A 25,113-nucleotide genomic window follows, 5' to 3' on the forward strand; every position below is an offset into this window, starting at 1 on the left:
CGGAAACCGGATCAACGGCCGCCGCTGCTGCGGCGTCTCGCAACGCACAGCGCGATCGTCACCAGCGGCACCCCCAGCGCGACCCAGCATAGCAGCCACCACAGGCCGCCCTCGCCGGCCAATGCGGACAGCAATCCGCAGAGGGTCGAAGCCGCGAGCGCGATCGGCCACAGCCATTGTCGTCGCAACGCGCTCATGATGCGGATCTGCCAGCATCCGCATCAGCGCCACGGCGCGGGCGTTTCGCTCCCCACAGATACAGCCCGCTGATCAGCACCACGATCGTCGCGACGTCGAACAGCGCCCAGATGATCTTCAGCGGCAGCCCGCCATAGTCGCCGAAATGCAGCGGCTGGGACATGAACAGCGCGGTCGCATACCATGGCATGTCGCGGACCGAGACCACCTGCCCGATCGACGCATCGGCGAGCGCCGGTTTGAGAATGCGGCTGGTGATCGGCGTGTTGCCGGTGAGAAAGATCGCGACGTGCGACGGCGTGGCGAACGGCGTGCCGGGAAATGCCACCGTCATCACGTTCATGCCGGGCACCGCGGTGCGGACGTCGCGCAGTACGTCGTCGATCGATGCGTGCCGGCTCTCGCCGGACGCCGGCTTCGCCTGCGATGCCATCTCGACGAGCTGGTTGGCCTGCCAGGCGAGCTCGACCGGCGCCGCCAGCGTATTGATGACGCCGGTAAAGCTGACAACGCCGAACCAGGCGAGCGTCACGATGCCGAGCAGATTGTGCAGGTCGAGCCATGTCCGCCGGCGGCTGCCGTCCGTCCGGACGACGCCGAACGCAAGACGCCGCGTGAACGGACCGTACAGCACCACGCCGGACACGATCGCAACCACCAGAAGAAGTCCCATGAAGCCGAGAAACAGCGTGCCCGGCACCCCGGCAAACAGATCGAGATGCAGCCGCGTCATCACATACAGGAAGCCCTCGTTCGGCTGCGGCACCTCAATCTGCTCTCCGGTGCGGGTGTCGAACACCTGATAGTGAAACGTCGCCGGATCGGCCGTCATCGAGGCTGCGGTCGGCACCTTCAGAATCGGATGATCCCGATCGTAGAACAGATACGGCACCACCTCGCCGGGCCGCGCCGCCACGGCCTGCGTGATCATCGCGTCCACCGAGGCCGCGCCCGGCACCGCCGTCGTGGCTGCGAGCTTCAGGTCAGGACCAAGCTCGTCCTTGAAGATCAGCGGCAGCCCGGTGAGGCAGAGCAGCAGCGCGAACAGCGTGCAGATCAGGCTGCTCCAGCGATGCACCCAGACCCAAGCTCGAACGGCGCGCCGCGTCATCGGCGGCGCGCCTTCCTGGCGGCGATCCTCACCACCGGTACCTGATCCCCGCCAGCACGGTGCGGCGATTGCCGAACTGGCAGTAGAATCCCGACGAGCAGCTCGAATAGTATTCCTTGTCGAACAGGTTGTTGACGTTGAGCGTCAGGGTCGTGCCCTTCAGACTCGGCGCGACGTTCGCGAGGTCGTATTTCAACGCCGCATCCACCACCGTATAGGCCGGTGTCCGCAGCGTGTTGGCGTCGTCGCCGTAGCTGGCGCCGACATGGCGGATGCCGCCGCCGAAGGTCAGGCCGCTGACCGGGCCTGACCGGAACGTGTAGTTCGCCCACATCGAGCCGAAGAAATCCGGCACGGCCTGCGGCCGGTTGCCGATGATCGACACAGTCGTGGATTTCGCCACACGTGTATCGAGGAAGGTCAAGGCGCCGATCAGCTCGAGGCTGTCGGTGACATTGCCGCGGGCTTCGAGCTCAACGCCCTTCGAGCGGATCTCGCCCTGCTGCACGTTGAAGCCCGGCACGGTCGACGGCGTCAGCACGTTCTGCTGGCGGATGTCGAACACGGACGCCGTGAACAGGATCGGCAGAAAGGTCGGCTGATATTTGATCCCGCCTTCGTATTGCTCGGCCGTTGTCGGGATGAACGGCTGCCCGTCGGCACCGACGCCGGTGACCGGCTCGAACGACGTCGAATAGCTGACATAGGGCGCGACGCCGTTGTCCAACAGATACAGCAGGCCGGCCCGATAGGTGGTCTTGTCGTCCGACTGATTGGAGCGCGATCCGGCAAGACGGCTCTCGGTGCTCTGCTCGGCCCAATCATGGCGGACACCGAGCGTGGCGCGCCAGCCGCCCAGGCTGATCTGGTCCTGCGCATACAGCCCGGTCTGCGTGAGCTTCTGACCGCTGTCGATCAGCGAGGCGAGCGGGCCGACCGGCTGATTGTACTGCGGATTGACGACATCGAGCGAAGTCGCGCCGCCGAGCTGGTAGGTCCAGTTGCTGAGCGTGTTCTGATAGTCGACGCCGGTGATGATCTTGTGCTGCAGTGCGCCGGTGGCGAAATCGAACTGGACGCGGTTGTCGGTCGACAGCCCGCCGACGTCCTCGATCGAGCGCAATGCCCAGCGCGGGATCGTGCCGGTGGCGGTGAGCGGCGCGTTCATTTGCAGCGACTTGAAGTCGACGTCGACGTGCGAATAGCGCAGGCTCGATTTGACGCTGACGACCTCGTTGAGCCGTTTGTCGAACTGATAGCCGATGCCGTATTGCTCGCGCTCGAACGAGTCGAAGCCGGGATCGCCGACATTGAGCTTGGAGTTCAGGTATGGCCGGTACTGCAGCGGGGCCAGCGAGGTCGGGTACAGCGAGTTGAAATAGCCGCCCTTCGGGTCCTTCTGATAGTAGCTCTGGATCGTGAAGCGCGTGTCCATGTCCGGCGACCAGGTCAATGCCGGCGCGACGGCGAAGCGCTGCTCGTCGACATTGTCGTAGCGCGTGCCGGACGACCGGCCGATCGCGCTCAGGCTGTACAGCCAATGCCCGTCCTTATCGAGCGCGCCCTGGCTGGTGACGCCGGACTGAAACCGGCCATAGCTGCCGCCCTCGACGCGGACCTCGTTGTACGGGACCGCACTCGGCATCCGGCTGATCTGATTGACGAGACCGCCCGGGCTGGTCTGGCCGTACAGCACCGCCGAAGGCCCTTTCAGCACCTCGACACGGTCGAGCAGGAACGGATCGATCGCGGTGTTGGCGAAGGCCTGACCGCGCGGCAGCTTCAAGCCATCGAGGAAGCTCACATAGTTGGTCGCGGTGCCGAACGCGCCGAAGCCGCGGATGAACACGCTGTCGTAGCGCGAATTGGTGTCGGCGTCCGACAGCACGCCGGCGCTGTAGCGTAGCGCATTGGCAACCGTCTGAACGTTCTGATCGTCCATCTGCCGGCGGGTGACGGTCGAGATCGACTGCGGCGTTTCCAGCACCGGCGTGTCGGTCTTGGTCGCGGTCGCCGTTGTACGGGCGACGTAGCGATCGGAGGTGTTGCTGACGTTGACCGGGCGCGCCGCCGGTGCCGCCTGTTCACGCGCCGAAGTGCGTGTCGGCACGGCGCGCTGAGCCGCAGGAGCTGGCGGCGCACGGCGCACTGCGCGACGCTCGGCGGGCTGCACAGTAACCGGCGGCAGCGCCACTGACGCTTCGCGCGCGCTCTGTGCCAGCACTTCGGAGCCGCCACTCAGCGACAGCGCAATCGCGACGCCGGCGGCGATCTTGTTCTCGTTTCCCATCCGCTATCCCCCAGATACCTCGCCTCGAGGCCGGCGGGAAATAAACGGGACGGGACCGTCCTGTCCAGATCGATTGCCAAGTGAATACAAATCTGGGATTGGAATTGCTCGAAAGACTCGCCTCGTCGTAGCGACGATCAAGGATCGCAATGCCGACTTCGACCACTCCTTCCAAAGGCGGCCGCCCGCGCAAAAGCGATGTCGAGGCCAAGTCGCTTCACATCATCGAGACCGCGTCGCGGCTGTTCGCGCAGCAGGGCTTCGCGGCGACTTCGGTCGAACAGGTCGTGGCCGCGTGCGGCGTCGGCAAGGACACCGTGTATCGACGCTTCCCGTCCAAGCTGGCGTTGTTCGAAGGCGTGGTCGAGCACGCCCGCGTGCAGACGCTGGCGCATTTCCAGACCACGATGGCAACACAGACAGGCGACGCACTGACGCAGCTCCGTGCTGCGGCGCGCTGGCTGCTCGCCGTCAACCTCGATCCGACGCTGATCGCGTTCAAGCGGATCGCGTTCAGCGAGGCGCTCGTGGTCGGACAGGCCGTCGCGAACCGGACCGACGATCCGATCATGGACCGGCTGCTGTCGCTGATCGGCGAGGCGCAGAAAGCCGGCGCACTCGCGCGCGGCGACGCACGCTTTCTCGCCGCGCAGCTGATCAACTGCATTGCGGTCGGACCGATGCTCGACGCCATGCTGGGCGGCACGACCTACGCATCGTCCCGCGCCCAGAATGTCTATTTCGACAAAGCCTGGACGCTGTTCCTCGACGGCGCGGGCGCCTGAGTCACAGTCCGGCCGCTGCCGTCAGGCCGACTTGATGTAGTCGTGCAGAGCCTGCTGCTCGTGTTCGTATTCGGTCAGGCGCGATTTGACGATGTCGCCGATCGAGATCAGGCCGACGACGCGGTCCTGCTCCATCACCGGCAAATGCCGGAACTTGCCCGCCGTCATCCGTTCCATGATCTGGCCGACGGTGTCGTCCTGGCGACAGGTCATGACGTCGCGCGTCATCACCGTGCCGACGGGTGCGTCCAGCATCGCGGCGCCGCGCTCGGCGAGCACGCGAACCACGTCACGCTCAGACAGAATGCCCTCGAGCCGCGCCCCGTTCATCACCAGCACCGCGCCGATGCGACGCTCGGCCAGCGTCTTCACCGCCACCGCGAGCCGGGCATCGGCCTCGACGGTGTGGATGTAACGGCCCTTCGATTCCAGAATTGCACGCACGGTCATGGTCGCCTCCCATAGGCCGCCGGCCGAGCCGGACGGCTCTCGTTGTGACGCTTGCAGCGGATCAGTCACGGCGGTGGGCGGAATGGGCGCTCGACCAGATCGGCGCTACTGATCGCGCCAATCCCCACTCCGAGCCCGGCGCTAATCAGCGCCGGGTGTAATGACACCGCAAGATTGCGGCGTTTCAGCGGTAAGTCAAAACTCTCGCAACTGCGAATGTCAGTTGCAGCGCATCACAGCACGGGCGTGTCGGGCGTGCGCGGTACAGGATCGAACAGCGAGAACAGCAACAGGCCGGCGAAGAAGCCGCCGATATGCGCCTGCCAGGCGACGCTGGCGCCCTCGTTGCCGATCGCGATCGAGCCGATCCCGAAGATGATGTTGATGCCGAACCAGATGCCGAGGAACGCCAGCACCCGGGGATCGCGCAGCGCCCGCAGCAGCGGCTGCGCCGGCACTTTCGCAGCCGCGTCGGCATCGCCCCGACGCAGCGACAGGAAACTGCCGCGGACGAAGGCAAAGCGGATCGCCGCCGCCATCGCGCCGGACACCGACGCGGACGCTCCGATCATCGGCGCCATCTCGTGGGCATGGGTGAGCAGATGCGCGAATGCGCCGGCCGCGGCCGTCACCGCCATGAACACGAAGAACCGCAAGCCGCCGAAACGTCGCGCCAGCGCACTGCCGAACGGCAGCAACCACAGCACGTTGAACACGATGTGGCTGAGATTGGCGTGCAGCAGCGAATAGCTGACGAAGGTCCAGATCTTCGCGCCGGTGCCGCCGGGGAACGGCGAGTCGAGCAGCGTCTGGTCGTAGCGCATCGGGATGAAGCCGAACATCTCGATGGTCCAGTACTCGAACTCCGGCGAGAGCAGAGTGCGCAGATGGATCACCGCCAACAGCACGATGTAGGCGGTCACCGCCCCGGGCAGCGTCAAAATCGGTTCGCGCTGCGGCGGCTGCGGCGGCAACGACGACGATACGAGCGGGGAATCCAACGGCCTGCAACCTGCTGCGAACGGCTCGGGCGAGCGATCCGCACCCTTAGAGCATTTTCCGGCAAAGTGGAATTCGGACGGCCGCGCCGGTACTCCGCGCAGCCAGCCTCCAAAACGGGAGAAGGGAGAGGCCCTGAGAAAGCCTCTCCCCCGATTCGTCCCGGCCGCCGTTCGCATCGGCAAAAGGGCCGCCTATCCGATGCGTCGGCCGCCTGTTTTGCAGCCACCCTGTATCTCGCCAGCGCCGGCGGTCTGGAGTCCTCCGACGCTGGAACACCGACACCTTAGCGGCAGTTCCGCGGGCCGCAACGCCATAGTTAATTTAACCTTAACGACGCAAAGCCGGGTATGACGGCGCCATTCGCGCCGGCCGGCATGGACGCTGCAACGGCCCTCCTGCACAACACTCTTCGAGCGTCGCGCCGGGCGATTTCGGGACAGCCCTGTCCCAATGCCGTCCGGCCGCGACGACCGCGAACCAAGGTCGTCCATGAAGCATCCGTCGAGCCGGGCATTCTTCGCCTATTGGGACAAGCAACGCGACGGCGCACCCGCGCCGGATCGCAGTGCGATCGAACCCGACGCTCTGCGCAGTCTGCTCGGGGACGTGTTCGTGGTGTCGTGCGACGCGACCGGCTATCCGTTCCGCTTCGCCGGCACCCGGCTGAACGCCCTGCTCGGACGCGAGCTGAAGGGCGAGAAACTGACCACGCAGTTCGTGCTGGACCAGCGTCTGGCGGTGCAGCAGGTGCTGGACGTCGTCGCCGGCGACACCGTCGCGGTGGTGGCGGGCATCATCGCGACGGCGCCGACCGCCAGCCCGGTCGCCCTCGAATTGTTGCTGCTGCCGTTCGCGCCGCGCCCCCACACGCCGTTGAGCATGACCGGGCTGCTGGCGCCGCTCGGCGGCCGTGTTCTCGGGCCGCTGAGCAGCCTCCGGCTGACATCGTGGCGCACGATCGGCCAGCAGCCGCGCCGGTTGGCGCCGCGCAAGCTGCGCAAGCTGCAGGTGGTGGGCGGCCTGACCGTCTATGAAGGCAGCCGCTGAGGCGCGGCGTAGTCCGTCGCCATTCGCGACCTCACCACGCCCGGCTGGCGCTCGACGACGGCGGCAGCGAACGCACCGCGGTCCGCCTTGTAGCAGCCGCAGGTCCGCTGCATCAGCCCCTCGACATCGGTGATCGCCAGCCGGCCGCGGCTGTACCGGATCAGCCCCTGCTGCTGCAGCGCATGCGCGATCAGCGAGATGGTGTTGCGCTTCACGCCCAGCATCCGCCCCATCAGGTCCTGGCCGAGTTGCAGGCAATCACTGCCGGCCATGTCACGCAAGTCCAGCAGCCGGCGGCACAGCCGGGCTTCGGCGGAGTGGGCGGCGTTGCAAGCCGCGATCTTTTCGGCACGGACCGAACGCTCCCAGTGATAGCGCAGCAGCACGCTGCGCAGCATCGGGCTGGCGCCGACGGCACGGCGGAAATGCAGCACGTCGACGACGGATGCCGTCGTCGGATGGCGCACCACCGCGGTGGTCGCAGCCTGGGTCTCGTGCACCGCCTCGCCGCCGAGCACGCCGTCCCGGCCGATCGCCGCGGCTTCGATCGCCTCGTCGCTGCCGAGTTCGACGACGCTGGAAATCACCCCGCCGTGGGGAAACACCGCCTGCTCGAGCGGCGCACCGGCTTCGATCAGCACCTGACCGACCTTCAGCTCGACCGTGCGCAGATGCGGCCGCAGCAGATCGAAATCCGCCACTGGTAAGGCCGCGAGCAATTCGTTGGCCGATTGACTGATCGCCATGGTGTGTCTGCCCCGGGACCAGGCACGCCGCGCGAAACGGTGCGCCCCGTCTCCTCAATCAAGCCGCTGCAATTGCGGCCCCCTGGAAACCTAATCGATTGAGCGAGCAAAAATGTCCACTTCGTACAACTACGCGGCGAGTAAATCGGACTATAATCGCAATCTACGAACCGCGCTGCCCTAGGGTGCGCATGCGCACATCGCCCGACCTCCGCGACGACGTCGCCTCTCGCGCAGGTCCGTCGAGCCCGCCCAAATCCGAGACGCAATGGGCGCCTGCAACCTGCGGGCGGCGGAGTGCTAACGAGCCGTTAACTGTGCCGGTCGTAGGTTGAAATCTACGGCAGCTCGACCGGCTCTCGGATTCCCTGTTTTGTTGTTGCAGAAACCAAAGATGCAGCCGGCGTCGCTCGAGCGGCGTCGCTTCCAGCGGGTGAAGGTTCACCTGCTCGGCCGCTATATGCTGCCGGATCGCCGGGAGTTTCCGTGTCAGGTGATCAACATGTCGCCCGGCGGCCTGGCGCTGCTGGCGCCCGGCATCGGCAATGTCGGCGACCGTGTGATCGCGTATCTCGACCATGTCGGCCGCGTCGAAGGCAAGATCACCAGGATCATCGACAACGGCTTCGCGATGACTCTGGCCGCGACGCCGCGCAAGCGCGACAAGCTCGCCGCACAGCTCACCTGGCTCGCCAATCGCGACATCCTCAACCTGCCGGAAGACCGCCGCCACGACCGTATCGTGCCGCGCAATCCGATCGCCGTGCTGACGCTCGACGACGGCAGCAAGATGAGTTGCCGCATCATCGACATGTCGCGCTCCGGCGCCGCGATCGCCGCCGAGCAGCGGCCGCCGCTGAACGCGCAGGTGCTGCTCGGCCGCGTCGCCTCCCGCGTCGTGCGTCACCTCGACGACGGCTTCGCGCTGGAGTTCATCCACGAGCAGCTCGAAGAAACGCTCGAAGACAGCGTTACCGCGCGGTGAACGGATCGCGGCGATCCACAGCCGCGTAGCACCGCACTTTCCCAGCGCCTGCCTGCTTCCATCGCTTCAACTTCGCCCCGAGCCGGGCGCGCCGTGCGGTTAACGCGCGCCGTGTGACGATGGAAAACCGCGCGTGCCGCAGCGACGCGCGCGTTAATCGTTCAAATTTGAATCGATCGCCGATGTCTCGCATTTTACGCAAATTCGATTCAAGTATAGATCGAATTCGCCGACAGTTTTACTTGTATTCGCCTCGACTTTACTTGGTCGACTTAGCGGCCCTGCAAATCGTTTGTGCAAATGATGGTCCCAACAAGAAACGGGGGCCACAATGTCGGGCAACAGGGGATTTCGGGGGCTTGCGGTGATCGCCGCCGTCGTCGCGCTGACCGCGACGGCACGAGCCGAAGACAGAGTTCGCTACGCCAGCGTCGGCGACGAGACGCGTGCACCAATCGGCTGGATCGACTTCTGCACCGACAATCCGTCGGAGTGCAGGAGCGGCCGCAGCCAGCCGCGCGACATCGTCCTGACTCAGATCGCCTGGCAGGATCTGCTGAAGGTCAATCGCTGGGTCAACGACAACATCAAGCCGCTGACCGACTCCGACCATTGGGGCGTGATCGAGAAATGGTCGCTGCCGACCGACGGCTACGGCGATTGCGAAGACTACGTGCTGCTGAAGCGCAAGATGCTGATCGACGCCGGCTGGCCGCGCGAAGCGCTGCTGATCACCGTCGTCCGCGACAAGAAAAACGAAGGCCACGCCGTGCTGACGGTGAAGACCGACAAGGGTGAGTTCGTGCTCGACAATCAGAACGAGGAGGTCGTCGCCTGGACCGAGACCGGCTACCGCTTCGTCAAGCGGCAGTCGCAAAGCGATCCCAATGCATGGGTCGCGCTCGGCGATGGTCGTGCCGTCGCCACCGCCAGCGCCAAGCAGCGCTGAGCGCAACCGAGACAACAGGAGAAACGCGACCCGGTCGAATCCCCACCCCTCCCCGTCCCAGACCGGATCGTGCGTGGCCAGCCTCCCCCAAGGCTGGCCACACCCCGTTTTAAGCGCCAGAACGGCGATTTTATTGGGGTTCCAGAAAGAGCAGGCAGAGCTTATTGATCATTTCGGCGAAACGCCGATCGACGAAATCGACCAAGCGGCAATCGACCAAGCCGCCCTCCCCCTCTTTCCGACAGCAACGCCAGCCACCCGCAATCGGAAAGTCTACACGCCTATTTCAGAGCGCGGGCCGGGATATCCGGCTGAAACGGCCGAAGGGCGCAAAGGGAAAGATCGTCACCGAGTTTCTGAGTGTGGACGATGCGTTTGGGATCATCGCCGGGGCGGACAGCGAGAACCGCGCTTTCGGCATGCTGCTGCGCCTCCTACTCTACACCGGCTGCCGCATCAGCGAGCGATGGCGCTGCGCTGGGAGAACGTGCAATTCGATCAGGGGCTCGCCTACTTCGTCACGAGCAAGAACGACGATGCGCGTACGGTGAAGCTGGAGCGCGATCTGTGCGAGGAAATGCCAGCCTTTGCCGGCGGTGCTACGCAAGGGCCGGTCTTCCCGTTCCGCTGCGGTGGCGGCCTGGAGGATAGGCTTGTTCGCGCCAAGCTCGCCGTATGCGGCATCAAGCCTAAGCCGCGCAAGCGGACCGAGACGAAGGCCTCATCGCCTGTTGTGGGTCGGCTTCCATACGTCCTGCCACACGTGGGCAACTTGGATGCGGCGCTATGGCGGCGCTGACCTTCAGGGGTTGGTCGCCACTGGCCGGTGGCGCGATCCACGCTCAGCCGCCCACTATGCCCACGTCGCTTCGCGCGAGGAATGGAGCCGGGTCGATCTGCTGCCGAGATCAGACAAAAAGATAACTGAGAGGTGAACGCTCATCGGCGACGAACTACCAGCTTTGGAGAATTGATCAACGTCATCCAAACGAGATTGTAACTCCATTGTTAGAGGCCTGCTTACGAACCACGTCAGGACTCACGCGAAGCTCATCGGCCAACTCTCGTATATCGGATTGAGTGAACTTCCTTTTCTTCCCACGGAAACGCGATCGAATCAGCGCCTTTGGCGCCGTTAATTCCGCTGCAAACGCGCGGTTTGCCTGCTGATCCCTCGTTACAGCTGATGTAAGAAGCCTACTCTCCGTTGGAGTCTCGGAAGACCAAGCGGAAAAAACCGCTCGCGCTGCGGCGAAGCGCCTCTTCGCTTCTGTTTGCTGCAGCAAGGCAACTTTCATCTCATTTTCAAATCGAACAACCGCTCCGGTAACTGCAACATCATCGTTACGTTGAACTGATTTAGTCTGGAGCGTCGTGTCGATTTCCAGCATATCAAATATCCGACTGGCAGCGTTCGGATCAGTATCGCTGATCCCCAGTCTCTTTCGCAGGATTTCCGCCGCCTGCAGTCCTCGCCGGAACGCCGGAACTGCGTAGTTGTCCTGGGGAACGGAAATAGCTTCGATTGGCGACAGTGTAGACTTCTCAACCGTCCTCGTGAGAGCAACAGCCTCTTCCGCAACCTTAGAAACAGAAGCGAAGTCGCTCTCCGATGAAGCCAAACACAGGTCCATAAGGAGGCGCTCGCCAAGCGCAACTTCGAGCCGCTCTATCAGTTTGGCGAACCCATCGTCGATATCGTACGGAGACATACCTAGTGCTCCGATAAAGCGACAGAAACTCAGCTCATCATCTTTGGTTTCAGTTATTAGCGACCAAGTATCTTGTAGCCAAGTTTCGGAAACGCGACGATCGTTCAACCGGTCGACGACCGACTGCACGAACCGTCTCAACTCGGACTCGACCTTTTCTCTCGGCGCTGTTGCGCGCGCAGAATTGCAAAAACGAACATCAGAAAATTTTGGATCTCGCGCTCTCGCCGAAATCTGTAGTGTCCCTCCCGACGCCACAAATTCCAACCGTGGCAGGGAGAATCCATGCTGAGCAGTTAGCAACGAATGACGCGACAGGAACTCGTCGTCATCGGCTTCTTCTTCGTTCTTTCGCGGCTCCCATAAAATGGACCACCAGTTATCGGCAATCCACTCTGCGACGAAGTAAGCGGGGATTTGGACCGCCTTGCATTTGTTTCGTAGCGGACCGCCAAATTTGTTCATATGCCGAGCAGTAAATTCGGTCACAGCAACGCCGCCCACCTGGATCAGCAGGCTTGCAAGAGTAGCGTCGGATTGGTTCCGCCCCTCTTGGTCGACCCAATCGACTTGCAGCTCAAAATCGCTCATGATCTCATTAGCTCTGGCGGCACGACCTCAACTGGGTAAGCGTGGTAGGTGCCAGCAGTTCCAGCTTCCGTACACGCTTCGTACCAGACATCCCCATCTCGATGCCATACGTGTTTGGGGAATCCGTTAACCCATCGAACCGAAACGCGTCCTTTTCGGATCGCCTCTCGAATTGCCATTCCCGCTTCAGGAAGTGAGAACTCTTTTGGGCAAGGCGTCGCGGGCTTTAAACGACGAGCCAATTTTCCATCGATTTTACAGTGATAGTTGCTCGGCGCGTACAGAGCGGCAGAGGCAGCAACCTCCAGCTCCTCCGCGCTAACGTTCTTGCGCAACACGCGTTGTTTACCGGGAAAACGAACTTCCCGGCCTTTCGGCCTCCCCATTCCGACGCCCCATGCCGTTACAGCCTCGCAACCATATGTCGCAGCTCTCGGAAAACACAACCCCTCCGAAGGGGCGAGTTTAGACCGTCGCCCCGGATGATCCGCAAATCGAACGCGAATGGTGGTCCCACCGCGGGCGTGGAAAAGGCGCTGAAGTGTAAGCTGTCACCCCGCAACCAATTGATATTGCTCACCACCGCCTCGCCTCCCCCAAGGCTGGCCACACCCCGTTTTAAGGACCGGCGGCTCTAAGGACCGGCGGCGCGGACGACGGCGCTTCAGGTCTGTTCGACGACGCGCTGCATCGCCAGCTTGGTGCGATGCTTCAGCATCTCGAGCTTGGCCTTGACGTCGGCGAGCGCCTCGGCGTCGAAGTCCCGGAAGATGTATTCGTGCAACGCCTCCCAGCGCGGCGACAAGTGGTCGATCTTGCACCGCGCGTCTTCCGACAGCGACATCAGCACCACCCGGGCGTCCTCGGTCGACGGCACGCGGTTGAGCAGGCCCATCCGCTCCAGGATCTTGGTCTGCGTGGTCACGAAGGTCGAGACGGCGTGGATCTTCTGCGACACGTCGCCGACAGAGACGCCTTTCCCCTGGTCGAGATCGGCGATCGCCATCAGGATCAGCCATTGCGAGCCGCTGATCCCGAACAGCTTGGCCCAGGCGCGGCGCATATCCTCGAGATTGTTGCTGATCGAAACGAAATCCCAGATCACCTGGTAAGACAGGCCGAAATCGCGGTGCCCGCAGGCCTGCGGAGCTGCGGCCGGCTCCTCGCGCGGCGCGGGCGGAGACAGTGTCGTCACCACGGAGGGCTCCTCAACGGCATCGCCGCGGCGCTGCTCCCTACTTCGATGCGACATACTCCGCCCTTCTCGAATCACCCCTGGACCATTTGTTCTTGCTTGTCGACTCGTGCGCCCGAAAACGGCACGACCGAGTCTGCATTATGCATGGAAACATGAGCAGAGACCAAAGGTGCCAAATTCTGCCGTGTCGGTATCCTCGATCGCTGAAGCCCCTCGCTGAGGGCCCAGTTCGCAGGGAAACCCCTTAATCTTCAATAATATCCCCAAGCGGATCAGCCAACCGACCACGGCACCGGTGGGCCCGCAGGGCGGAATTTTCACGTGACAGAATCGTGACACCCTGTTGCTTCAATACCACAGGTTCCCCGGATGAAGCCCGGCAGCGTCCTTCGATCCTTTCGTTAGCTATTTTTGTTATGTATCTAAAGCCCTGACGGAGGGGGGCAACCTCGAAGTCGTCCCGGCTCAAGCTGCCGATCACTGCGGCGAACGGCAGTCGGGTTCACGGGCGGGCCGTATCCCGGTGCACAGCGCCGGTCCGGCAGGCCCTTCGAAGGCAAACTTGGAGGTTTACGATGAATTTTGCGAAGAGCCTTATGCTCGGTGGTGCGGCGCTCCTCGTCGCCACCGCCGGCGCGCAGGCGGCCGATCTTCCGCTCAAGGCCAAGGCGGTCGAATACGTGAAGGTCTGCTCGCTGTACGGCGCCGGCTTCTACTACATCCCGGGCACCGACACCTGCATCAAGCTCGGCGGCTACATCCGCGCCGAGTACGCGTTCAACGCCGGCGGCATGACGGAAACCCCGTCGTGGAACGGCAATGCCGGTCAGGGCAACCGGCTGTCGAACAACACCATCTACCGTTCGCGCGCCGACCTGAACATCGACACCCGCACCGCGACCGAATACGGCGTGGTCCGCACCTATTTCGACTCGGTGTTCACCTGGACCACCGGCAGCGATACGACTGCCAACGGCAGCCTGGGCGTGTTCTTCGCTTTCGTGCAGTTCGCCGGCTTCACCTTCGGTAAGGCGGTCTCGCAGTTCTCGACCCCGTGGCACGGTTCGCCGGGCAACATCACTTCGAACCTGCTCGGCGGCGACGACACTTCGACCGGCATCAATCAGGTCAGCTACACTGCCGAATTCGGCAATGGCGTGTCGGCCTCGATCAGCCTCGAAGACCAGAGCAGCTATCGCACCGCCTCGGGCGTTTCCAACGTGGTCAACACCACTGGCGGAGCCGCATCCGCTTGGCTGCAGGGCACCGGTAACGGCACCAACTACACTGCCGGCACCAACGTTCCGGACATCGTCGGCAAGATCCGCGTCGACCAGGCCTGGGGCCTGTTCCAGGTGTCGGCCGCGGCCCACCAGATCCGCGCCAGCTACTACACCCCGACACTGGAGACCTCGGGTCATCCGAGCGACAAGTGGGGCTTCGCGGTGCTCGCCGCCCTGTCGCTCAAGAATCTGCCGACCGGCCCGGGCGACTCGATCAACCTCGATGCCACCTACGCTGACGGCGCGACCCGTTACGTGATCGGCGGCACCAGCCCGAACGCGTTCGCGATGTACAGCGACAGCAGCGCTGGCGTGTACCAGAGCGTCGGCTTCGGCTCGGCGCCGGACGGCGTGTTCGGCGGCACCAACAACCTGAACGGCACCGGCATCTCCACCGTCAAGGCCTGGGGTATCCGCGGCGCGTTCAACCACAACTGGAACCCGAACTGGTCGACTTCGCTGTTCGGCGCCTATTCGTCGGTCGACTTCGGTGGCACCGGCGGCGCGCTGTACAACGCGGGTCTTGCCGCGGCCGTCCCGGGCTTCGGCACCACCTACACCGGCAACCCGAACTTCAACATCGCGCAGGTCGGTCTCCGCACCGCCTGGACCCCGGTCAAGAACCTGACGTTCTCGGGCGAAGTGATGTGGATGCGCCTCGACCAGAACTACTCGGGCGTGACCGCCGCCAACGTGCAGCCGACCGGAACCAAGCCGTTTGCTCGGTACGAGTTCAAGGATCAGGACACGGTGGTGGGCGCGGTTCGCGTTCAGCGCACTTTCTAAGTCCACACGAAAGGAACTTGTAAACCTCCAAGGAACCTCCGGCGATGCCCCGCCGGAGGTTTTCTTTTTGGGCTCTGCTGTCGGCAGTTCGCATCGTTTCCCCGAGGTGAATACTCATCGCCAAGGAGGAATCGAGCTCTCGCGTCTCCCTGCCTCGGCCGGAACGTTTTGCCGGCACGGAACTTGACGTCGCGGAGACCCCGCGATGCGCAAGCTGATCGGTTTCGACGACGACACTTTCGACAAGCTGAAGCAACTCGGCCGCGATCGGATGGCGAGCCTGCAGGAGCTCGCCGACGAAGCCTTCGCCGATCTGCTGAAGAAGCACGGCGTGCCGATCGACCTGAAGGACGCACTGCGCAAGAGCGCGGCGGCCGCCTCGCATCGCAAGCATTGAGGAGCAGCCGATGTCAGCCGATCCGGATCCGTTCACGCTGGGCGAACGCGCCGCACGCCAGAACATTCCCGCCGAAGCCAATCCGTATCACGACGGCAGCGAAGAACACGCGCTGTGGGCCGCCGGTCACGAGCGGATCGCGACCGCGATCGAAGCGAACGAATCGGAAGGAACGTGAGAGAGCGGCTTCGCCGCAACTCAGCCGATCTTCTTCAAACCCTTGGCGTAGCGCTGGCCGTTGGCGACGTAGAACCCGGCGCCGGCGAGCATCGCCTGCACCTGCTCCGGCGCCAGCGTCCGCGCGACCTTGGCCGGCGCACCGAGGATCAGCGAATTCTCCGGAAACGATTTGCCTTCGGTGACCACGGCGCCGGCGCCGACCACGCAGCCGCGCGCCAGTTTGGCGCCGTTCATCACGATCGCGCCCATCCCGATCAGCACGCTGTCCTCGATCGTACAGCCGTGCAGGATGACGTTGTGGCCGATGGTGCAGCCTTTGCCGACCTTGAGCGGAAAGCCCGGGTCGGTGTGGCAGGTGGTGCCGTCCTGGATGTTCGAGCCTTCGCCGATCTCGATCCACTCGTTGTCGCCGCGCAGCACCGCGCCGAACCACACCGACACCGAGTTGCCGAGCCGCACCTTGCCGATCACCGACGCGCTGTCAGCGACGAAGTAATTTCCATCCGCCGGAAGATCCGGCCGCTGCCCGTCGAGTTCGTAGATCGCCATCGCTGTCTCCTGTCGTCCGCTCCGTCATCGCAATGCGGGCCGGACGACGCAACGATTTTCAGGCGATCAGCCCGACCGCGTGCAGCGCCATCAGCACGACGGTTCCGGACATCAGGCTCCAGGTGCCCGCCAGCACCGTCGCCAGCGCCACGAATTCGGTGCGCCGCCGCGCCGTCGTGGTGGTGCGGGGCCCCAGCAAGGTGTTGCGCATGATGATGAAGGGGGCTGCGAACATCAGAAACGGCACGGCGGCGAAGCTCTGCGCCACCACCCCCTGTTGCAGCAGGCCGAAGCCGGCCGGCCGCTGCGCCAGCGACTGATAGGCGCTGGTCAAGGCTCCGGCGACGGCGAAGCCGATCAGCAGCGAGAACAGGTTGGTGAAGGCTTCGGGCGACATCTGCGGCCTCCGGCTGAATCGCGGACGACCGATCTGTCGCAGAAACCGGCAACGGCCGCCACGACATCCTTAAGAAAGGGTTAACGTGCCCGGTAAGAATTGCTGCCCTGCATCGCACAATCCCGTTCGGCGGCGATTCGGCGCGTGGCATAGTCGGAAACGATTCGTGTGGGTACAGACATCTCGCGTTGTCATGACTTTGGTCTCGTCGCTTACCGACCGCCGGCGCGGCCGCCGCGCAGTGCGGAGTTCGTCCCGGATTCCCCTGCTGATCGGCGGCGCCATCGGCGCGGCGTCGATCGCCGCGGTCGCCTATCTGCTGTGGCCGACCTGGCACGTGCAGAGCGCCGGGGATCCCGACCGGACGCCGGTGACGATCGGCGACACCCTGTTCAACGTGCCGACCAAGGCGTTCCGGGTGAAGTACCAAAGGCGGTCAGGACCGCAGGAGCGCGTCGATCTCGCCTTCCTCTATCCGTCGCTCAATCCGCCGGAGCGCGCCGCGCACAAGACCGCAGGCGAGATCGCCGAGTTTCAGCCGATCGACCGCATCTTCGTCAGCATCGCCGCGCATCAGGAGACGCTGGCTCCCGAGACCCGGCTCCGCACCATCTATCCGCGCTATCTGGCTCAGGTCGCGCCGCAGACGGTCGACGGGCTGACCATGCGGCCGTTCGTCGACGGCTCGCCCTACGCCGGCGAAGACCTGTTCACCGCCGAGCAGCCCGAACTGGCGGCGCGCTGTACCCGCGACCGTCAGACCCCGGGGATGTGTCTCAGCGAAGTGCGGATCGAAGGCGCCGACGTCACCTTCCGGTTTCCGCGTCAGTGGCTGAACCAGTGGCGCGACGTCGCGAGTGCGATCGCGCGGCTCGCCGCGCAGATCCACGTGCGCGGCTGAGGGCGACGGTTCGGCTCAGTCGACGTCGGCGAGATCGTCTTCGAGGATCGCCATCTGGAACTGGAACGAGCGATCGTCGTCCTCGTCGTCGACGAACAGCACGCCGATGAACTCCTCGCCGATATAGACTTCGGCGGAGTCTTCCTTCTTCGGACGCGGCACGACGCGGATCTTCGGATTGCCGAACACCCGCTTGAGATAGGCATCGAGCTTTCTGACTTCCTGAACGTCCACGGTGATCTCCAATTCAATTGAACGGCAACGCGACGAGGCCACGGACGTTACGTCCATCGCACGATCGGTCACGGCCGGGGTCGCCGTCAGTACTTTCTCGCGGCCGCTGCCGCAACCCCTCGCCGCGAGTTGCGAACCGCAATCGGGCGACCGCCGATCACAGCCCGATCGCGTTGAGCATCTGGTCCATGGTGCGCGACGGTTCGGCGCAGCCGGCCTCGCCCACCACCTTGGCCGGAACGCCGGCCACCGTCATGTTGTGCGGCACCGGCTTCAGCACCACCGAACCGGCGGCGATGCGGGCGCAATGGCCGACTTCGATGTTGCCGAGGATCTTGGCGCCGGCGCCGATCATCACGCCGTGACGGATCTTCGGATGGCGATCCTCGTGCTCTTTGCCGGTGCCGCCGAGCGTGACGCCGTGCAGGATCGACACGTCGTCCTCGATCACCGCGGTCTCGCCGACCACCAGCCCGGTGGCGTGATCGAGGAAGATGCCGCGGCCGATCTTGGCCGCCGGATTGATATCGGTCTGGAACACGGCGGAAGCGCGGCTCTGCAGATACAGCGCGAAATCCTTGCGACCCTTGCCGTGAAGCCAATGCGCCAGACGATGAGTCTGGATCGCGTGAAAGCCCTTGTAGTACAGCAGCGGATCGATGAAGCGCGCGGTCGCCGGATCGCGGTCGAAGATCGCCACCATGTCGGCGCGAAACGCGTTGCCGAGATCCGGCTGGTCGCGCAGCGCGTCTTCGAAGGTCTGGCGGATCAGATCGCCGGACAGCGCCGAATGATCGAGGCGCTCGGCGACCCGGTGCACCACCGCGTCTTCGAGGCGGTCGTGATGCAGCACGGTGGCGAAGATGAACGACGCCAATTCCGGCTCGCGACGCACAATGTCGTCGGCTTCGCTACGCACCCGCTCCCAGATCGGATCGAGAGTCGCGACTGTCGCATTGTGCGGATTGATCTGATGCATCACCATGCCGGCTCTCTCGATCGGTCGTTACAAAACTATAGCACGGCGGCTGCCACGCTGTCGCGGCGCCTCGAAGGCGCCGCGGATGGCTTCGCGCCGGCTCCTTAAGCCATTGAACCTGGCCGACATTCCAAAAATCGGCGAGGCTCTGTGGCTGACGCACCTCCCGATCAACCTGGGTGCGATGCGGTCGGAATCAAGAGCGCGGAGCGGCGGCGCTCACGGCCGGCGCTCCAGGAATGCGACCACGCCTTCCTTGTAGACCCTGTCGCCGACCGCGCGCATGTGGTCGCGCCGCGGGATATCGAGCACCTGTGAGCCGGGAATGATCCCGCCGAGCTCGTGTGCCGAGCCGGCGACGTCGTCGTCGGTGCCGACCGCGATCAGCACCGGCACCGCAATCTGCGCGGCATCGTCACGGCTCATCAGTCCGCGCGACCCGCGCATGCAGGCGGCGAGCGCTCTGCGATCGGAACGGGTCTGGTCGGCAAAGGCGCGAAAGGTGCGACCGACCGGATCGGTGACGTCGTCGAGCGAGTCGGCCTCGAGCGCGCGCGCGACGTTCTCGCCGGGACGGCCCTCGTTGCTGAGCAGCCCCATGCCGAGGCCGCCGAGCACCAGCGAGCGCACCCGCTGCGACCGCCATCGCGCCATATTGGCGCCGATCCGCGCGCCCATCGAGTAGCCCATGACGTCGGCGCGCGCGATGCCGAGATGATCCATCAGCGCCGCGGCGTCTGCCGCCATCGCTTCGAGCGTGTAGTCGTGCGGATCGTACAGCTTGCTGGACTCGCCATGGCCGCGATTGTCGATCGCGATGACGCGACGTCCGGCGCGCTTCAACTCCGACAGCCAGGACGGATACACCCAGTTGACGTTCTTGTTGGAGGCGAAGCCGTGAACCAGCAAAATCGGCTCGCCCTCGCCTTCGTCGAGGTAAGCGATGGTGAGTCCGGCGTGATCGAAGCTCGGCATCAGGTATCCGTCGTTGATGATGGGAATGAGCGTGGCGGGTTACGTCGTCAGGCCCGGACGGCGAGCGCAGCCGGGCCACACGATCCGTCGCTTCGGCAAGCGAGCACGGCCGCGATCGGCGCCGTCGTATCGAACAGGAGAGAACGTTATCATTGTGGCGGCGCTCGCACTATGCCTCGACCGCGGCAGAGGCCACGCCGACGGACGGCTGCGGCTGTGTCTCGGCGGCGAGCACGCGTTTGGCAGCCTTGCGTCTGCGGCGGTCGAGCCAGCGCTGCGTCAGCCGCTCGGTGCCGGCCTTCAGCGAAGTGACGAATCCGATCAGCATCAGCAGCGCGCTGAAGATCCACGAGGCGAAATTCCACGCCCCGGTGGCGAGCAGCAATGCGCCGCGCCCGAGCAGCTTGATGATGGCGCGGGTCTGGCCGCCCTTGGCCTCGGCGAGCTTGGCGGCGCGCGCGACCTCCTTCGGATTGTCGGCGACTTTCAGCGCATCGAATGCGCCGCGGGTGCCGGCCTTCTCGCCGATCTTGCCGACATCCTTGGCGAGCCGCAGCAGGCCGCCGGCCTTGTCGGTGCGGACTGCCGCCTTCACGGCGTCGAGCGTCTGCGCCGGGCGCAGCAGCGAAGCGTCGGCGACCGCGCGGCGCAGCGCCGGCGTATCGACCATCTCGCGCGCCGACCGCCCGGCCCATGTCGCCAGCCCCTCGCTGATGCGGCCGACCTTGCGCGCATCCTTGACCAGCGTCAGCCCGGCACGCGCCGGCGCGGCGGCGCCGATGCTGACATAGGTCGCAGCCGTCACCGCGATGCCCGCGGCGGCGAGGCCGAGCAGCAGATGATCGGTCGCCTCCCCGGTGGCCAGATGCTTGCCCTCGCGGACCACGTCGCGGACATCGCCGAACACGAACAGATCGCCGGCAACGGTGCCGGACAGTCCGGCCAGATCATCGGCCTGGCCGGTGACCAGCCCGGTCGCAAACCGGGTCGCGACTTGCGCCGGTGCACGCTCCGCCGCGACGGCGTCGTCGACCCGGCGGGTGAGCTGCTCGGGAAGCGCGACCTGGTGCGCGCCGGCCAGTTCGACCAGGCTTCGCGCGAGATCGGCGTCGCCAGCCGCCAGCGCCGCCTCGGCCTGGCGCGCGATCAGGCCTTGGTCCCGCCGCAATGCCTCAGTGATCTGCAGCTCGGACAGCCGGGCGGGGTCGTCCCGGGCGGCCAGCATCGCGGCGCCGTGCCGGGCCTGCGGCCACGCGACAACCAGCGCCACAGCGCTGATTGCAAGGCCGAGCTTCGCCACGCCGAGTTGCAGTCGCATTGGGATCCTCATGGGTCTTCCGGAAGGATGTGGTGCGTCATCACTTCGACACAACCGATCAGACGAAAGAAGGGCTTCTCCCACACCACGGGATTGTGTCGAATTTCGCCGGGCAATTGCTATTCGGCCGCTCTAGGAATCAGGCGACGGCGCCGGTATGGTGCGCTGCACCGTGTTAGTTGCCCTCCGCTGTCAGCAAAGGTGAGCTGAATGTCCGACCACGTGGTTCCCCACTTCCAGAACGATGCCGGCGTTGCGACGATCGAGATCGGCTCGCGGGAATTCATGTGCGTCGGCGCCGCCCCACCGTTCGATCATCCGCACGTGTTTCTCGACCTCGGCAACGACAACGAGATCATCTGCCCGTACTGCTCGACGCTGTATCGCTACGCGCCGGACTTGAAACCGGGCGAGGCTCGGCCGCCGGAATGCGTGCTGAAGGACAAGGTCGCCTGATTGGACGCTGACCGCGGCGTGGCGGTCTCCCGAACCATCATCGTCGCCGGCGCAGGGATCGGCGGCCTGACGGCGGCGCTGGCACTCGCCGCCAAAGGGTTCCGCATCGTCGTGCTGGAGCGCACCGAACGCCTCGACGAGGTCGGCGCCGGCCTGCAGCTCTCCCCCAACGCCTCCCGCATCCTGGTCGATCTCGGCCTGCAATCCCGGCTCCAGGACTGCGCGGTGGCACCCGACGCTGTCACCGCCATCAACGCACGCTCCGGCCGCGCCATCGTGCGGATGCCGATCGGCGATGTCGCCGCCCGCACCGGCGCGCCGTATTGGGTGGTGCATCGCGCCGATCTGCAGGCGGCGCTGGCCGCCCAGGTGGCGGCACACCCCTCGATCGAGCTGCGGCTTGGCTGCGCCGTCGACGACATCGCGCCCCATGCCAACGGCGTCACCGTGTCGGCCGGCGGCGCCCAGGAGCCGGGGCTGGCGCTGATCGGCGCCGACGGCATCTGGTCGGCGGTGCGCGGCCTGACGTTTGCCGATACCCAGCCGCTGTTCTCCGGCCTGATCGCCTGGCGCGGCACGCTCCCGGCCGAGGCGATGCCGGACGGCGCGACGCTGCGCGGGGTGCAGCTGTGGCTGGGGCCGGAAGCGCATCTGGTGGTGTACCCGATCTCCGGCGGCCGCCGGATCAATCTGGTGGCGGTGGTCGACGGCTCGTGGAACCAGCGCGGCTGGAGCGCGCGCGGCGAGCCGACCGAGATCATCGCGAGGTTCGCCCATTGGGACGGAGCAGCCCGGGCGCTGATCGGGGCGGTGGACGCCTGGACCCGCTGGGCGCTGTTTGGAATGCCGGACGGCGGGGTGTGGAACCGCGGACCGGTCACCCTGCTCGGCGACGCCGCGCACGGCATGCTGCCGTTCGCGGCGCAGGGCGCCGGTATGGCGATCGAAGACGCCGCGGTGCTGGCCGACTGCCTCGCCGCCAGCCATGGCGAGGGCCGCGGCGGCAGCGCCGCCGAGGTGCCGGCGACTTTGCAGCGCTACGCGGCGCTGCGCCGGCCCCGGGTCAAGCGGGTGCAGCAGCTCGCCCGGCAGAACGGCGTGATCTACCACCTGCCCGGCGTCGCGGCGCTCGCCCGCGACGTCGCGATGCGGGCACTCGGCCCGGACCGGCTGCTGGCACGGCAGAGCTGGATCTACGACTGGCGCCGCTGAGGCGGCCGCCTCAGCGCGTGGCGCGCCCCGCCCGCTTGGGCGCGGCCGGCTCGGTCGGCGGCGGCTCCGGGGACTCGGTGCAGCGGTTGTCGCGCCAGGTCTGCTCGGCGAGCCGGGATTGCGCCTTCAGGTTGATGTAGTCGTTGCGGTAGGCCATCTCGGACACCACCGGCCCGGCGACGCCGGTCTGCGCCTTGCGCATCAGGCCGTCGAGCTTGGCGAGCCGCTCATCGAGCGATTTGCGCTCCGTCTCGAGCTGCTTGCAGTCGTACAGCGCGTATTTGGCCGGATCGACGAACGCCTGCGACAGCGCGCTGTCGCCGATCCCGGCGCAGCCGGACAGGGCGAGCGCGGCCAACGTAGCGGCGGCAGCGGCGCGGGCTGCGGGGAAAGCGGGCGAGCGTTGCGATGTCATGGTGACCGGCTGTGTGAACCAGGTTGAGGTTTCGGTCAAATCAGGCTGTGATGACCGCAGTGTGGCCGGCCGCAAGCCCCCACCAGCAGGACGCGACCGATGCCCAAGATCCTCCTCCCCTACGACGGCTCCGCCAATGCCGGCCGCGCGCTGGACTGGGTGATCGCCCTCGCCCACGACAACGTGCCGATCGAGCTGGTGCTGGTCTACGCCCACCCCGAGCCGGCGCTGTACGGCGAGATCGCCGTGTACGTCTCCCAGGAGAAGATGGAGGAGCTGCAGCGCGCGCACGGCGACGACATCCTGCAGCCGGCGATCGCCAAGCTCACCGCCGCCAAGATCCCGTTCACCGCCGAAGTGCTGACCGGCGATACCGCCCAGCGCATCGTCAAGCGCGCCGAGGAGCTGAACTGCAGCGGCATCGTGATGGGCACCCGCGGCCGCAGCGCGATCGGCAATCTGGTACTCGGCTCGGTCGCCAACAAGGTCGTCCACCTGACCAAACTACCAGTGACGCTGGTGAAGTAACCGCCCACTCGCGCCGCGCTCGCCTTGCCAAACCGGCGGGTTTGGAACAGTGTCCCGCCGCGATCGATCGGACTTACCAAGGAGCGACCCGTGTCGGGATTGAAGCAAATGCTGCGTGCCCCCTGGGTGTGGCGGGCGCAGGCGCGCGACCGCCTCGTCGCGCAGCGCGACGTGCCGACACTGGCGGTGGTGGCGATCTTCCGCGAAGAGGCGCCGTTCCTCGACGAATGGCTGCGCTTCCACGAAGCGGTCGGCGTCGGCCATTTCTACCTCTACAACAATTTCAGCACCGATCACTTCCGCGAGGTGCTGGCGCCGTGGATCGCGCGCGGGCTGGTGACGCTGACCGACTGGCCGGTCGAGGTCGGGCAGCTGCCGGCGTATCGCCACTGCATCAAGCAGCACATGCTGGATGCGAAGTGGATGGCGTTCATCGACATCGACGAGTTTCTGTTCTCGCCGGTCGCGGACAAGGTCACCGACGTGCTCGGCCGGTTCGACGGCGCGCCCGCGGTCGGCGTGTTCTCGCCGTATTTCGGTTCGGCCGGTCACGAGCAGCGGCCGCCGGTGCCGATCAGCCGCGCCTTCACCAAGCGCTCGCCGCTGTCGAAGATCTCGGCCAAGACCATCGCCAACCCGCGCTGGATCCGCGCCATCCGCAACGTGCATCTCTACAAATACTGGCAGGGCGACACCATCGACACCATGGGCCGGCCGTTCCAGGGCGACCGCCCGGTGCTCGACCTGCTCCGCCTCAATCACTACTGGTCGCGCTCGCTGTCCGACCTGCAGACCAAGATCCAGCGCGGCGACGCCTCGACGCCGGTGCCGCGCGACAGCGACTGGCACTTCGCCGCCGAGAAAGACATGAACGCCGAAGACGACACCTCGATCCTGCCGGTGCTGGATCGGGTATTCGGCAAGGCGGAGGACGCGGCGAAGGCGGGCTGACCACGCCAGGAGACGAAAGCCATCGCATGCCTGTATTGATCCGGCGCGGCACGCCCGCCGACGTCGCGGCGATCACCGACCTGACGATGCGTGCCTACGCCAAATGGCTCGCGCTGATCGGCTACGAGCCGCTGCCGATGCTCGCCGACTACGCGGCGGCGATCGCGCAGCATCGCTTCGACCTGCTGGAGGTCGATGGCGAACTCGCCGCGCTGATCGAGACCGAGCTGCGCGACGACGATCTGTTGATCGTCAACGTCGCGGTCTCACCGGACGCCCAGAAACGCGGCCACGGCCGCCGCCTGATGGCACTCGCCGAACAGATTGCCACCGAGGCCGGTCGCACCACGCTGCGGCTCTACACCAACGAACGCTTCGAAGAAAACACCCGGCTCTACGCATCGCTCGGCTACGCACAGGAACGGCTGGAGACGCGGGCCAACGGAGCACGGGTGGTGCATATGGTGAAACGGATGGGGTAGAGCATT

At 65.3% G+C, this 25,113-nt stretch carries 29 protein-coding genes; 14 read left to right on the plus strand and 15 right to left on the minus strand.

From position 1 onward, the window contains the following. Window positions 1–11: 11 nt before the first annotated feature. The 3 genes from DWA33_RS02385 to DWA33_RS02395 are packed head-to-tail and all read right to left on the minus strand — an operon-like array spanning window position 12 to window position 3,599. The gene (locus DWA33_RS02385) at window positions 12–197 is read right to left on the minus strand and encodes a hypothetical protein (RefSeq protein WP_114356485.1); all 186 of its coding nucleotides are present in this window, start codon (window positions 195–197) and stop codon (window positions 12–14) included. Next, a complete protein-coding gene (locus tag DWA33_RS02390) occupies window positions 194–1,309 on the minus strand; it encodes a PepSY-associated TM helix domain-containing protein (RefSeq protein ID WP_114356486.1) in 1,116 nt (371 codons plus the stop codon). Before DWA33_RS02390 ends, DWA33_RS02385 begins: the two co-directional genes overlap by 4 nt. A 28-nt stretch (window positions 1,310–1,337) precedes the next feature. Then, the gene (locus DWA33_RS02395; RefSeq protein WP_114356487.1) at window positions 1,338–3,599 is read right to left on the minus strand and encodes a TonB-dependent siderophore receptor; all 2,262 of its coding nucleotides are present in this window, start codon (window positions 3,597–3,599) and stop codon (window positions 1,338–1,340) included. Between the two features lie 149 nt (window positions 3,600–3,748). Here DWA33_RS02395 and DWA33_RS02400 point away from each other — a divergent pair, with 149 nt between their 5' ends. Further along, window positions 3,749–4,384, plus strand: a complete 636-nt coding sequence (locus DWA33_RS02400) for a TetR/AcrR family transcriptional regulator (protein WP_114356488.1) — start codon at window positions 3,749–3,751, stop codon at window positions 4,382–4,384. Window positions 4,385–4,405: 21 nt separating this feature from the next. On the opposite strand, the gene DWA33_RS02405 is transcribed toward DWA33_RS02400, so the two are convergent. Together DWA33_RS02405 and DWA33_RS02410 are read right to left on the minus strand one after the other, a co-directional pair. Then, on the minus strand, window positions 4,406–4,834 hold the full coding sequence (locus tag DWA33_RS02405) for a CBS domain-containing protein (protein WP_114356489.1): 429 nt from the start codon (window positions 4,832–4,834) through the stop codon (window positions 4,406–4,408). Window positions 4,835–5,067: 233 nt separating this feature from the next. After that, entirely contained in the window at window positions 5,068–5,835 is a 768-nt protein-coding gene (locus tag DWA33_RS02410) for a rhomboid family intramembrane serine protease (RefSeq protein ID WP_114356490.1), read from the minus strand. A 490-nt stretch (window positions 5,836–6,325) separates the two neighbouring features. Here DWA33_RS02410 and DWA33_RS02415 point away from each other — a divergent pair, with 490 nt between their 5' ends. Further along, the gene (locus tag DWA33_RS02415; protein WP_114356604.1) at window positions 6,326–6,883 is read left to right on the plus strand and encodes a PAS domain-containing protein; all 558 of its coding nucleotides are present in this window, start codon (window positions 6,326–6,328) and stop codon (window positions 6,881–6,883) included. Here the strand turns inward: DWA33_RS02415 and DWA33_RS02420 are convergent. Then, the gene (locus tag DWA33_RS02420; RefSeq protein WP_114356491.1) at window positions 6,865–7,629 is read right to left on the minus strand and encodes a Crp/Fnr family transcriptional regulator; all 765 of its coding nucleotides are present in this window, start codon (window positions 7,627–7,629) and stop codon (window positions 6,865–6,867) included. The two genes, DWA33_RS02415 and DWA33_RS02420, sit on opposite strands and share 19 nt — an antisense overlap. A 394-nt stretch (window positions 7,630–8,023) precedes the next feature. On the opposite strand from DWA33_RS02420, the gene DWA33_RS02425 reads away from it, so the two are divergent. The 3 genes from DWA33_RS02425 to DWA33_RS24855 all read left to right on the plus strand — a co-directional run bounded on the left by DWA33_RS02425 (window position 8,024) and on the right by DWA33_RS24855 (window position 10,362). After that, window positions 8,024–8,614 carry a PilZ domain-containing protein gene (locus DWA33_RS02425; RefSeq protein ID WP_114356492.1) on the plus strand — a complete coding sequence of 197 codons (591 nt, stop codon included), beginning with the start codon at window positions 8,024–8,026 and terminating at the stop codon, window positions 8,612–8,614. A 331-nt stretch (window positions 8,615–8,945) separates the two neighbouring features. After that, window positions 8,946–9,563 (plus strand): transglutaminase-like cysteine peptidase, encoded by a 618-nt coding sequence (locus DWA33_RS02430; protein WP_114356493.1) that lies wholly within the window; start codon window positions 8,946–8,948, stop codon window positions 9,561–9,563. Between the two features lie 73 nt (window positions 9,564–9,636). Further along, on the plus strand, window positions 9,637–10,362 hold the full coding sequence (locus DWA33_RS24855; RefSeq protein WP_147270214.1) for a site-specific integrase: 726 nt from the start codon (window positions 9,637–9,639) through the stop codon (window positions 10,360–10,362). Between the two features lie 181 nt (window positions 10,363–10,543). On the opposite strand, the gene DWA33_RS24860 is transcribed toward DWA33_RS24855, so the two are convergent. Together DWA33_RS24860 and DWA33_RS02445 are read right to left on the minus strand one after the other, a co-directional pair. Beyond that, window positions 10,544–11,866 carry an ImmA/IrrE family metallo-endopeptidase gene (locus DWA33_RS24860; RefSeq protein ID WP_147270215.1) on the minus strand — a complete coding sequence of 441 codons (1,323 nt, stop codon included), beginning with the start codon at window positions 11,864–11,866 and terminating at the stop codon, window positions 10,544–10,546. Window positions 11,867–12,530: 664 nt separating this feature from the next. Then, the gene (locus tag DWA33_RS02445) at window positions 12,531–13,118 is read right to left on the minus strand and encodes a MarR family winged helix-turn-helix transcriptional regulator (RefSeq protein WP_114356496.1); all 588 of its coding nucleotides are present in this window, start codon (window positions 13,116–13,118) and stop codon (window positions 12,531–12,533) included. A gap of 521 nt (window positions 13,119–13,639) precedes the next feature. Between DWA33_RS02445 and DWA33_RS02450 the strand changes: the two genes are divergently transcribed. The 3 genes from DWA33_RS02450 to DWA33_RS25075 all read left to right on the plus strand — a co-directional run bounded on the left by DWA33_RS02450 (window position 13,640) and on the right by DWA33_RS25075 (window position 15,708). Next, entirely contained in the window at window positions 13,640–15,133 is a 1,494-nt protein-coding gene (locus tag DWA33_RS02450; protein WP_114356497.1) for a porin, read from the plus strand. A 205-nt stretch (window positions 15,134–15,338) separates the two neighbouring features. Further along, on the plus strand, window positions 15,339–15,530 hold the full coding sequence (locus tag DWA33_RS02455; RefSeq protein WP_114356498.1) for a hypothetical protein: 192 nt from the start codon (window positions 15,339–15,341) through the stop codon (window positions 15,528–15,530). Window positions 15,531–15,540: 10 nt separating this feature from the next. After that, window positions 15,541–15,708, plus strand: a complete 168-nt coding sequence (locus tag DWA33_RS25075; protein ID WP_167443107.1) for a hypothetical protein — start codon at window positions 15,541–15,543, stop codon at window positions 15,706–15,708. 20 nt (window positions 15,709–15,728) lie between these two features. On the opposite strand, the gene DWA33_RS02460 is transcribed toward DWA33_RS25075, so the two are convergent. Together DWA33_RS02460 and DWA33_RS02465 are read right to left on the minus strand one after the other, a co-directional pair. After that, complete coding sequence (locus DWA33_RS02460) at window positions 15,729–16,259, minus strand: gamma carbonic anhydrase family protein (RefSeq protein WP_114356499.1); 531 nt, start codon at window positions 16,257–16,259, stop codon at window positions 15,729–15,731. A 58-nt stretch (window positions 16,260–16,317) separates the two neighbouring features. Beyond that, entirely contained in the window at window positions 16,318–16,656 is a 339-nt protein-coding gene (locus tag DWA33_RS02465) for a DUF6949 family protein (protein WP_114356500.1), read from the minus strand. A 193-nt stretch (window positions 16,657–16,849) separates the two neighbouring features. Between DWA33_RS02465 and DWA33_RS02470 the strand changes: the two genes are divergently transcribed. After that, window positions 16,850–17,557: a hypothetical protein gene (locus tag DWA33_RS02470; RefSeq protein ID WP_114356501.1), complete on the plus strand. Its 708-nt coding sequence runs from the start codon at window positions 16,850–16,852 to the stop codon at window positions 17,555–17,557. A gap of 15 nt (window positions 17,558–17,572) precedes the next feature. Here DWA33_RS02470 and DWA33_RS02475 read toward each other — a convergent pair whose 3' ends face one another. From DWA33_RS02475 to DWA33_RS02490, 4 genes are all read right to left on the minus strand, one after another. Further along, on the minus strand, window positions 17,573–17,791 hold the full coding sequence (locus DWA33_RS02475; RefSeq protein ID WP_013501704.1) for a DUF3126 family protein: 219 nt from the start codon (window positions 17,789–17,791) through the stop codon (window positions 17,573–17,575). Window positions 17,792–17,948: 157 nt separating this feature from the next. Then, on the minus strand, window positions 17,949–18,776 hold the full coding sequence (gene cysE / locus DWA33_RS02480) for a serine O-acetyltransferase (RefSeq protein WP_114356502.1): 828 nt from the start codon (window positions 18,774–18,776) through the stop codon (window positions 17,949–17,951). Between the two features lie 213 nt (window positions 18,777–18,989). After that, the gene (locus tag DWA33_RS02485; protein WP_114356503.1) at window positions 18,990–19,745 is read right to left on the minus strand and encodes an alpha/beta fold hydrolase; all 756 of its coding nucleotides are present in this window, start codon (window positions 19,743–19,745) and stop codon (window positions 18,990–18,992) included. Between the two features lie 169 nt (window positions 19,746–19,914). Further along, window positions 19,915–21,063: a hypothetical protein gene (locus DWA33_RS02490; RefSeq protein WP_114356504.1), complete on the minus strand. Its 1,149-nt coding sequence runs from the start codon at window positions 21,061–21,063 to the stop codon at window positions 19,915–19,917. Window positions 21,064–21,273: 210 nt separating this feature from the next. On the opposite strand from DWA33_RS02490, the gene DWA33_RS02495 reads away from it, so the two are divergent. Next, the gene (locus tag DWA33_RS02495; RefSeq protein ID WP_013501700.1) at window positions 21,274–21,519 is read left to right on the plus strand and encodes a zinc-finger domain-containing protein; all 246 of its coding nucleotides are present in this window, start codon (window positions 21,274–21,276) and stop codon (window positions 21,517–21,519) included. Between the two features lie 18 nt (window positions 21,520–21,537). Continuing rightward, window positions 21,538–22,731: an FAD-dependent monooxygenase gene (locus DWA33_RS02500; protein WP_114356605.1), complete on the plus strand. Its 1,194-nt coding sequence runs from the start codon at window positions 21,538–21,540 to the stop codon at window positions 22,729–22,731. A 10-nt stretch (window positions 22,732–22,741) separates the two neighbouring features. Here the strand turns inward: DWA33_RS02500 and DWA33_RS02505 are convergent, their stop codons facing one another. Then, the gene (locus DWA33_RS02505) at window positions 22,742–23,146 is read right to left on the minus strand and encodes a twin-arginine translocation pathway signal (RefSeq protein WP_114356606.1); all 405 of its coding nucleotides are present in this window, start codon (window positions 23,144–23,146) and stop codon (window positions 22,742–22,744) included. A gap of 99 nt (window positions 23,147–23,245) precedes the next feature. Here DWA33_RS02505 and DWA33_RS02510 point away from each other — a divergent pair, with 99 nt between their 5' ends. From DWA33_RS02510 to DWA33_RS02520, 3 genes are all read left to right on the plus strand, one after another. After that, window positions 23,246–23,674: a universal stress protein gene (locus DWA33_RS02510; RefSeq protein ID WP_114356505.1), complete on the plus strand. Its 429-nt coding sequence runs from the start codon at window positions 23,246–23,248 to the stop codon at window positions 23,672–23,674. Between the two features lie 108 nt (window positions 23,675–23,782). Further along, window positions 23,783–24,625 carry a glycosyltransferase family 92 protein gene (locus DWA33_RS02515; protein ID WP_244601184.1) on the plus strand — a complete coding sequence of 281 codons (843 nt, stop codon included), beginning with the start codon at window positions 23,783–23,785 and terminating at the stop codon, window positions 24,623–24,625. Window positions 24,626–24,651: 26 nt separating this feature from the next. Continuing rightward, window positions 24,652–25,107 (plus strand): GNAT family N-acetyltransferase, encoded by a 456-nt coding sequence (locus DWA33_RS02520; RefSeq protein ID WP_114356507.1) that lies wholly within the window; start codon window positions 24,652–24,654, stop codon window positions 25,105–25,107. Window positions 25,108–25,113: the final 6 nt, after the last annotated feature.

Source organism: Rhodopseudomonas pentothenatexigens (assembly GCF_900218015.1).
GTDB classification, from domain to species: Bacteria; Pseudomonadota; Alphaproteobacteria; order Rhizobiales; family Xanthobacteraceae; genus Rhodopseudomonas; species Rhodopseudomonas pentothenatexigens.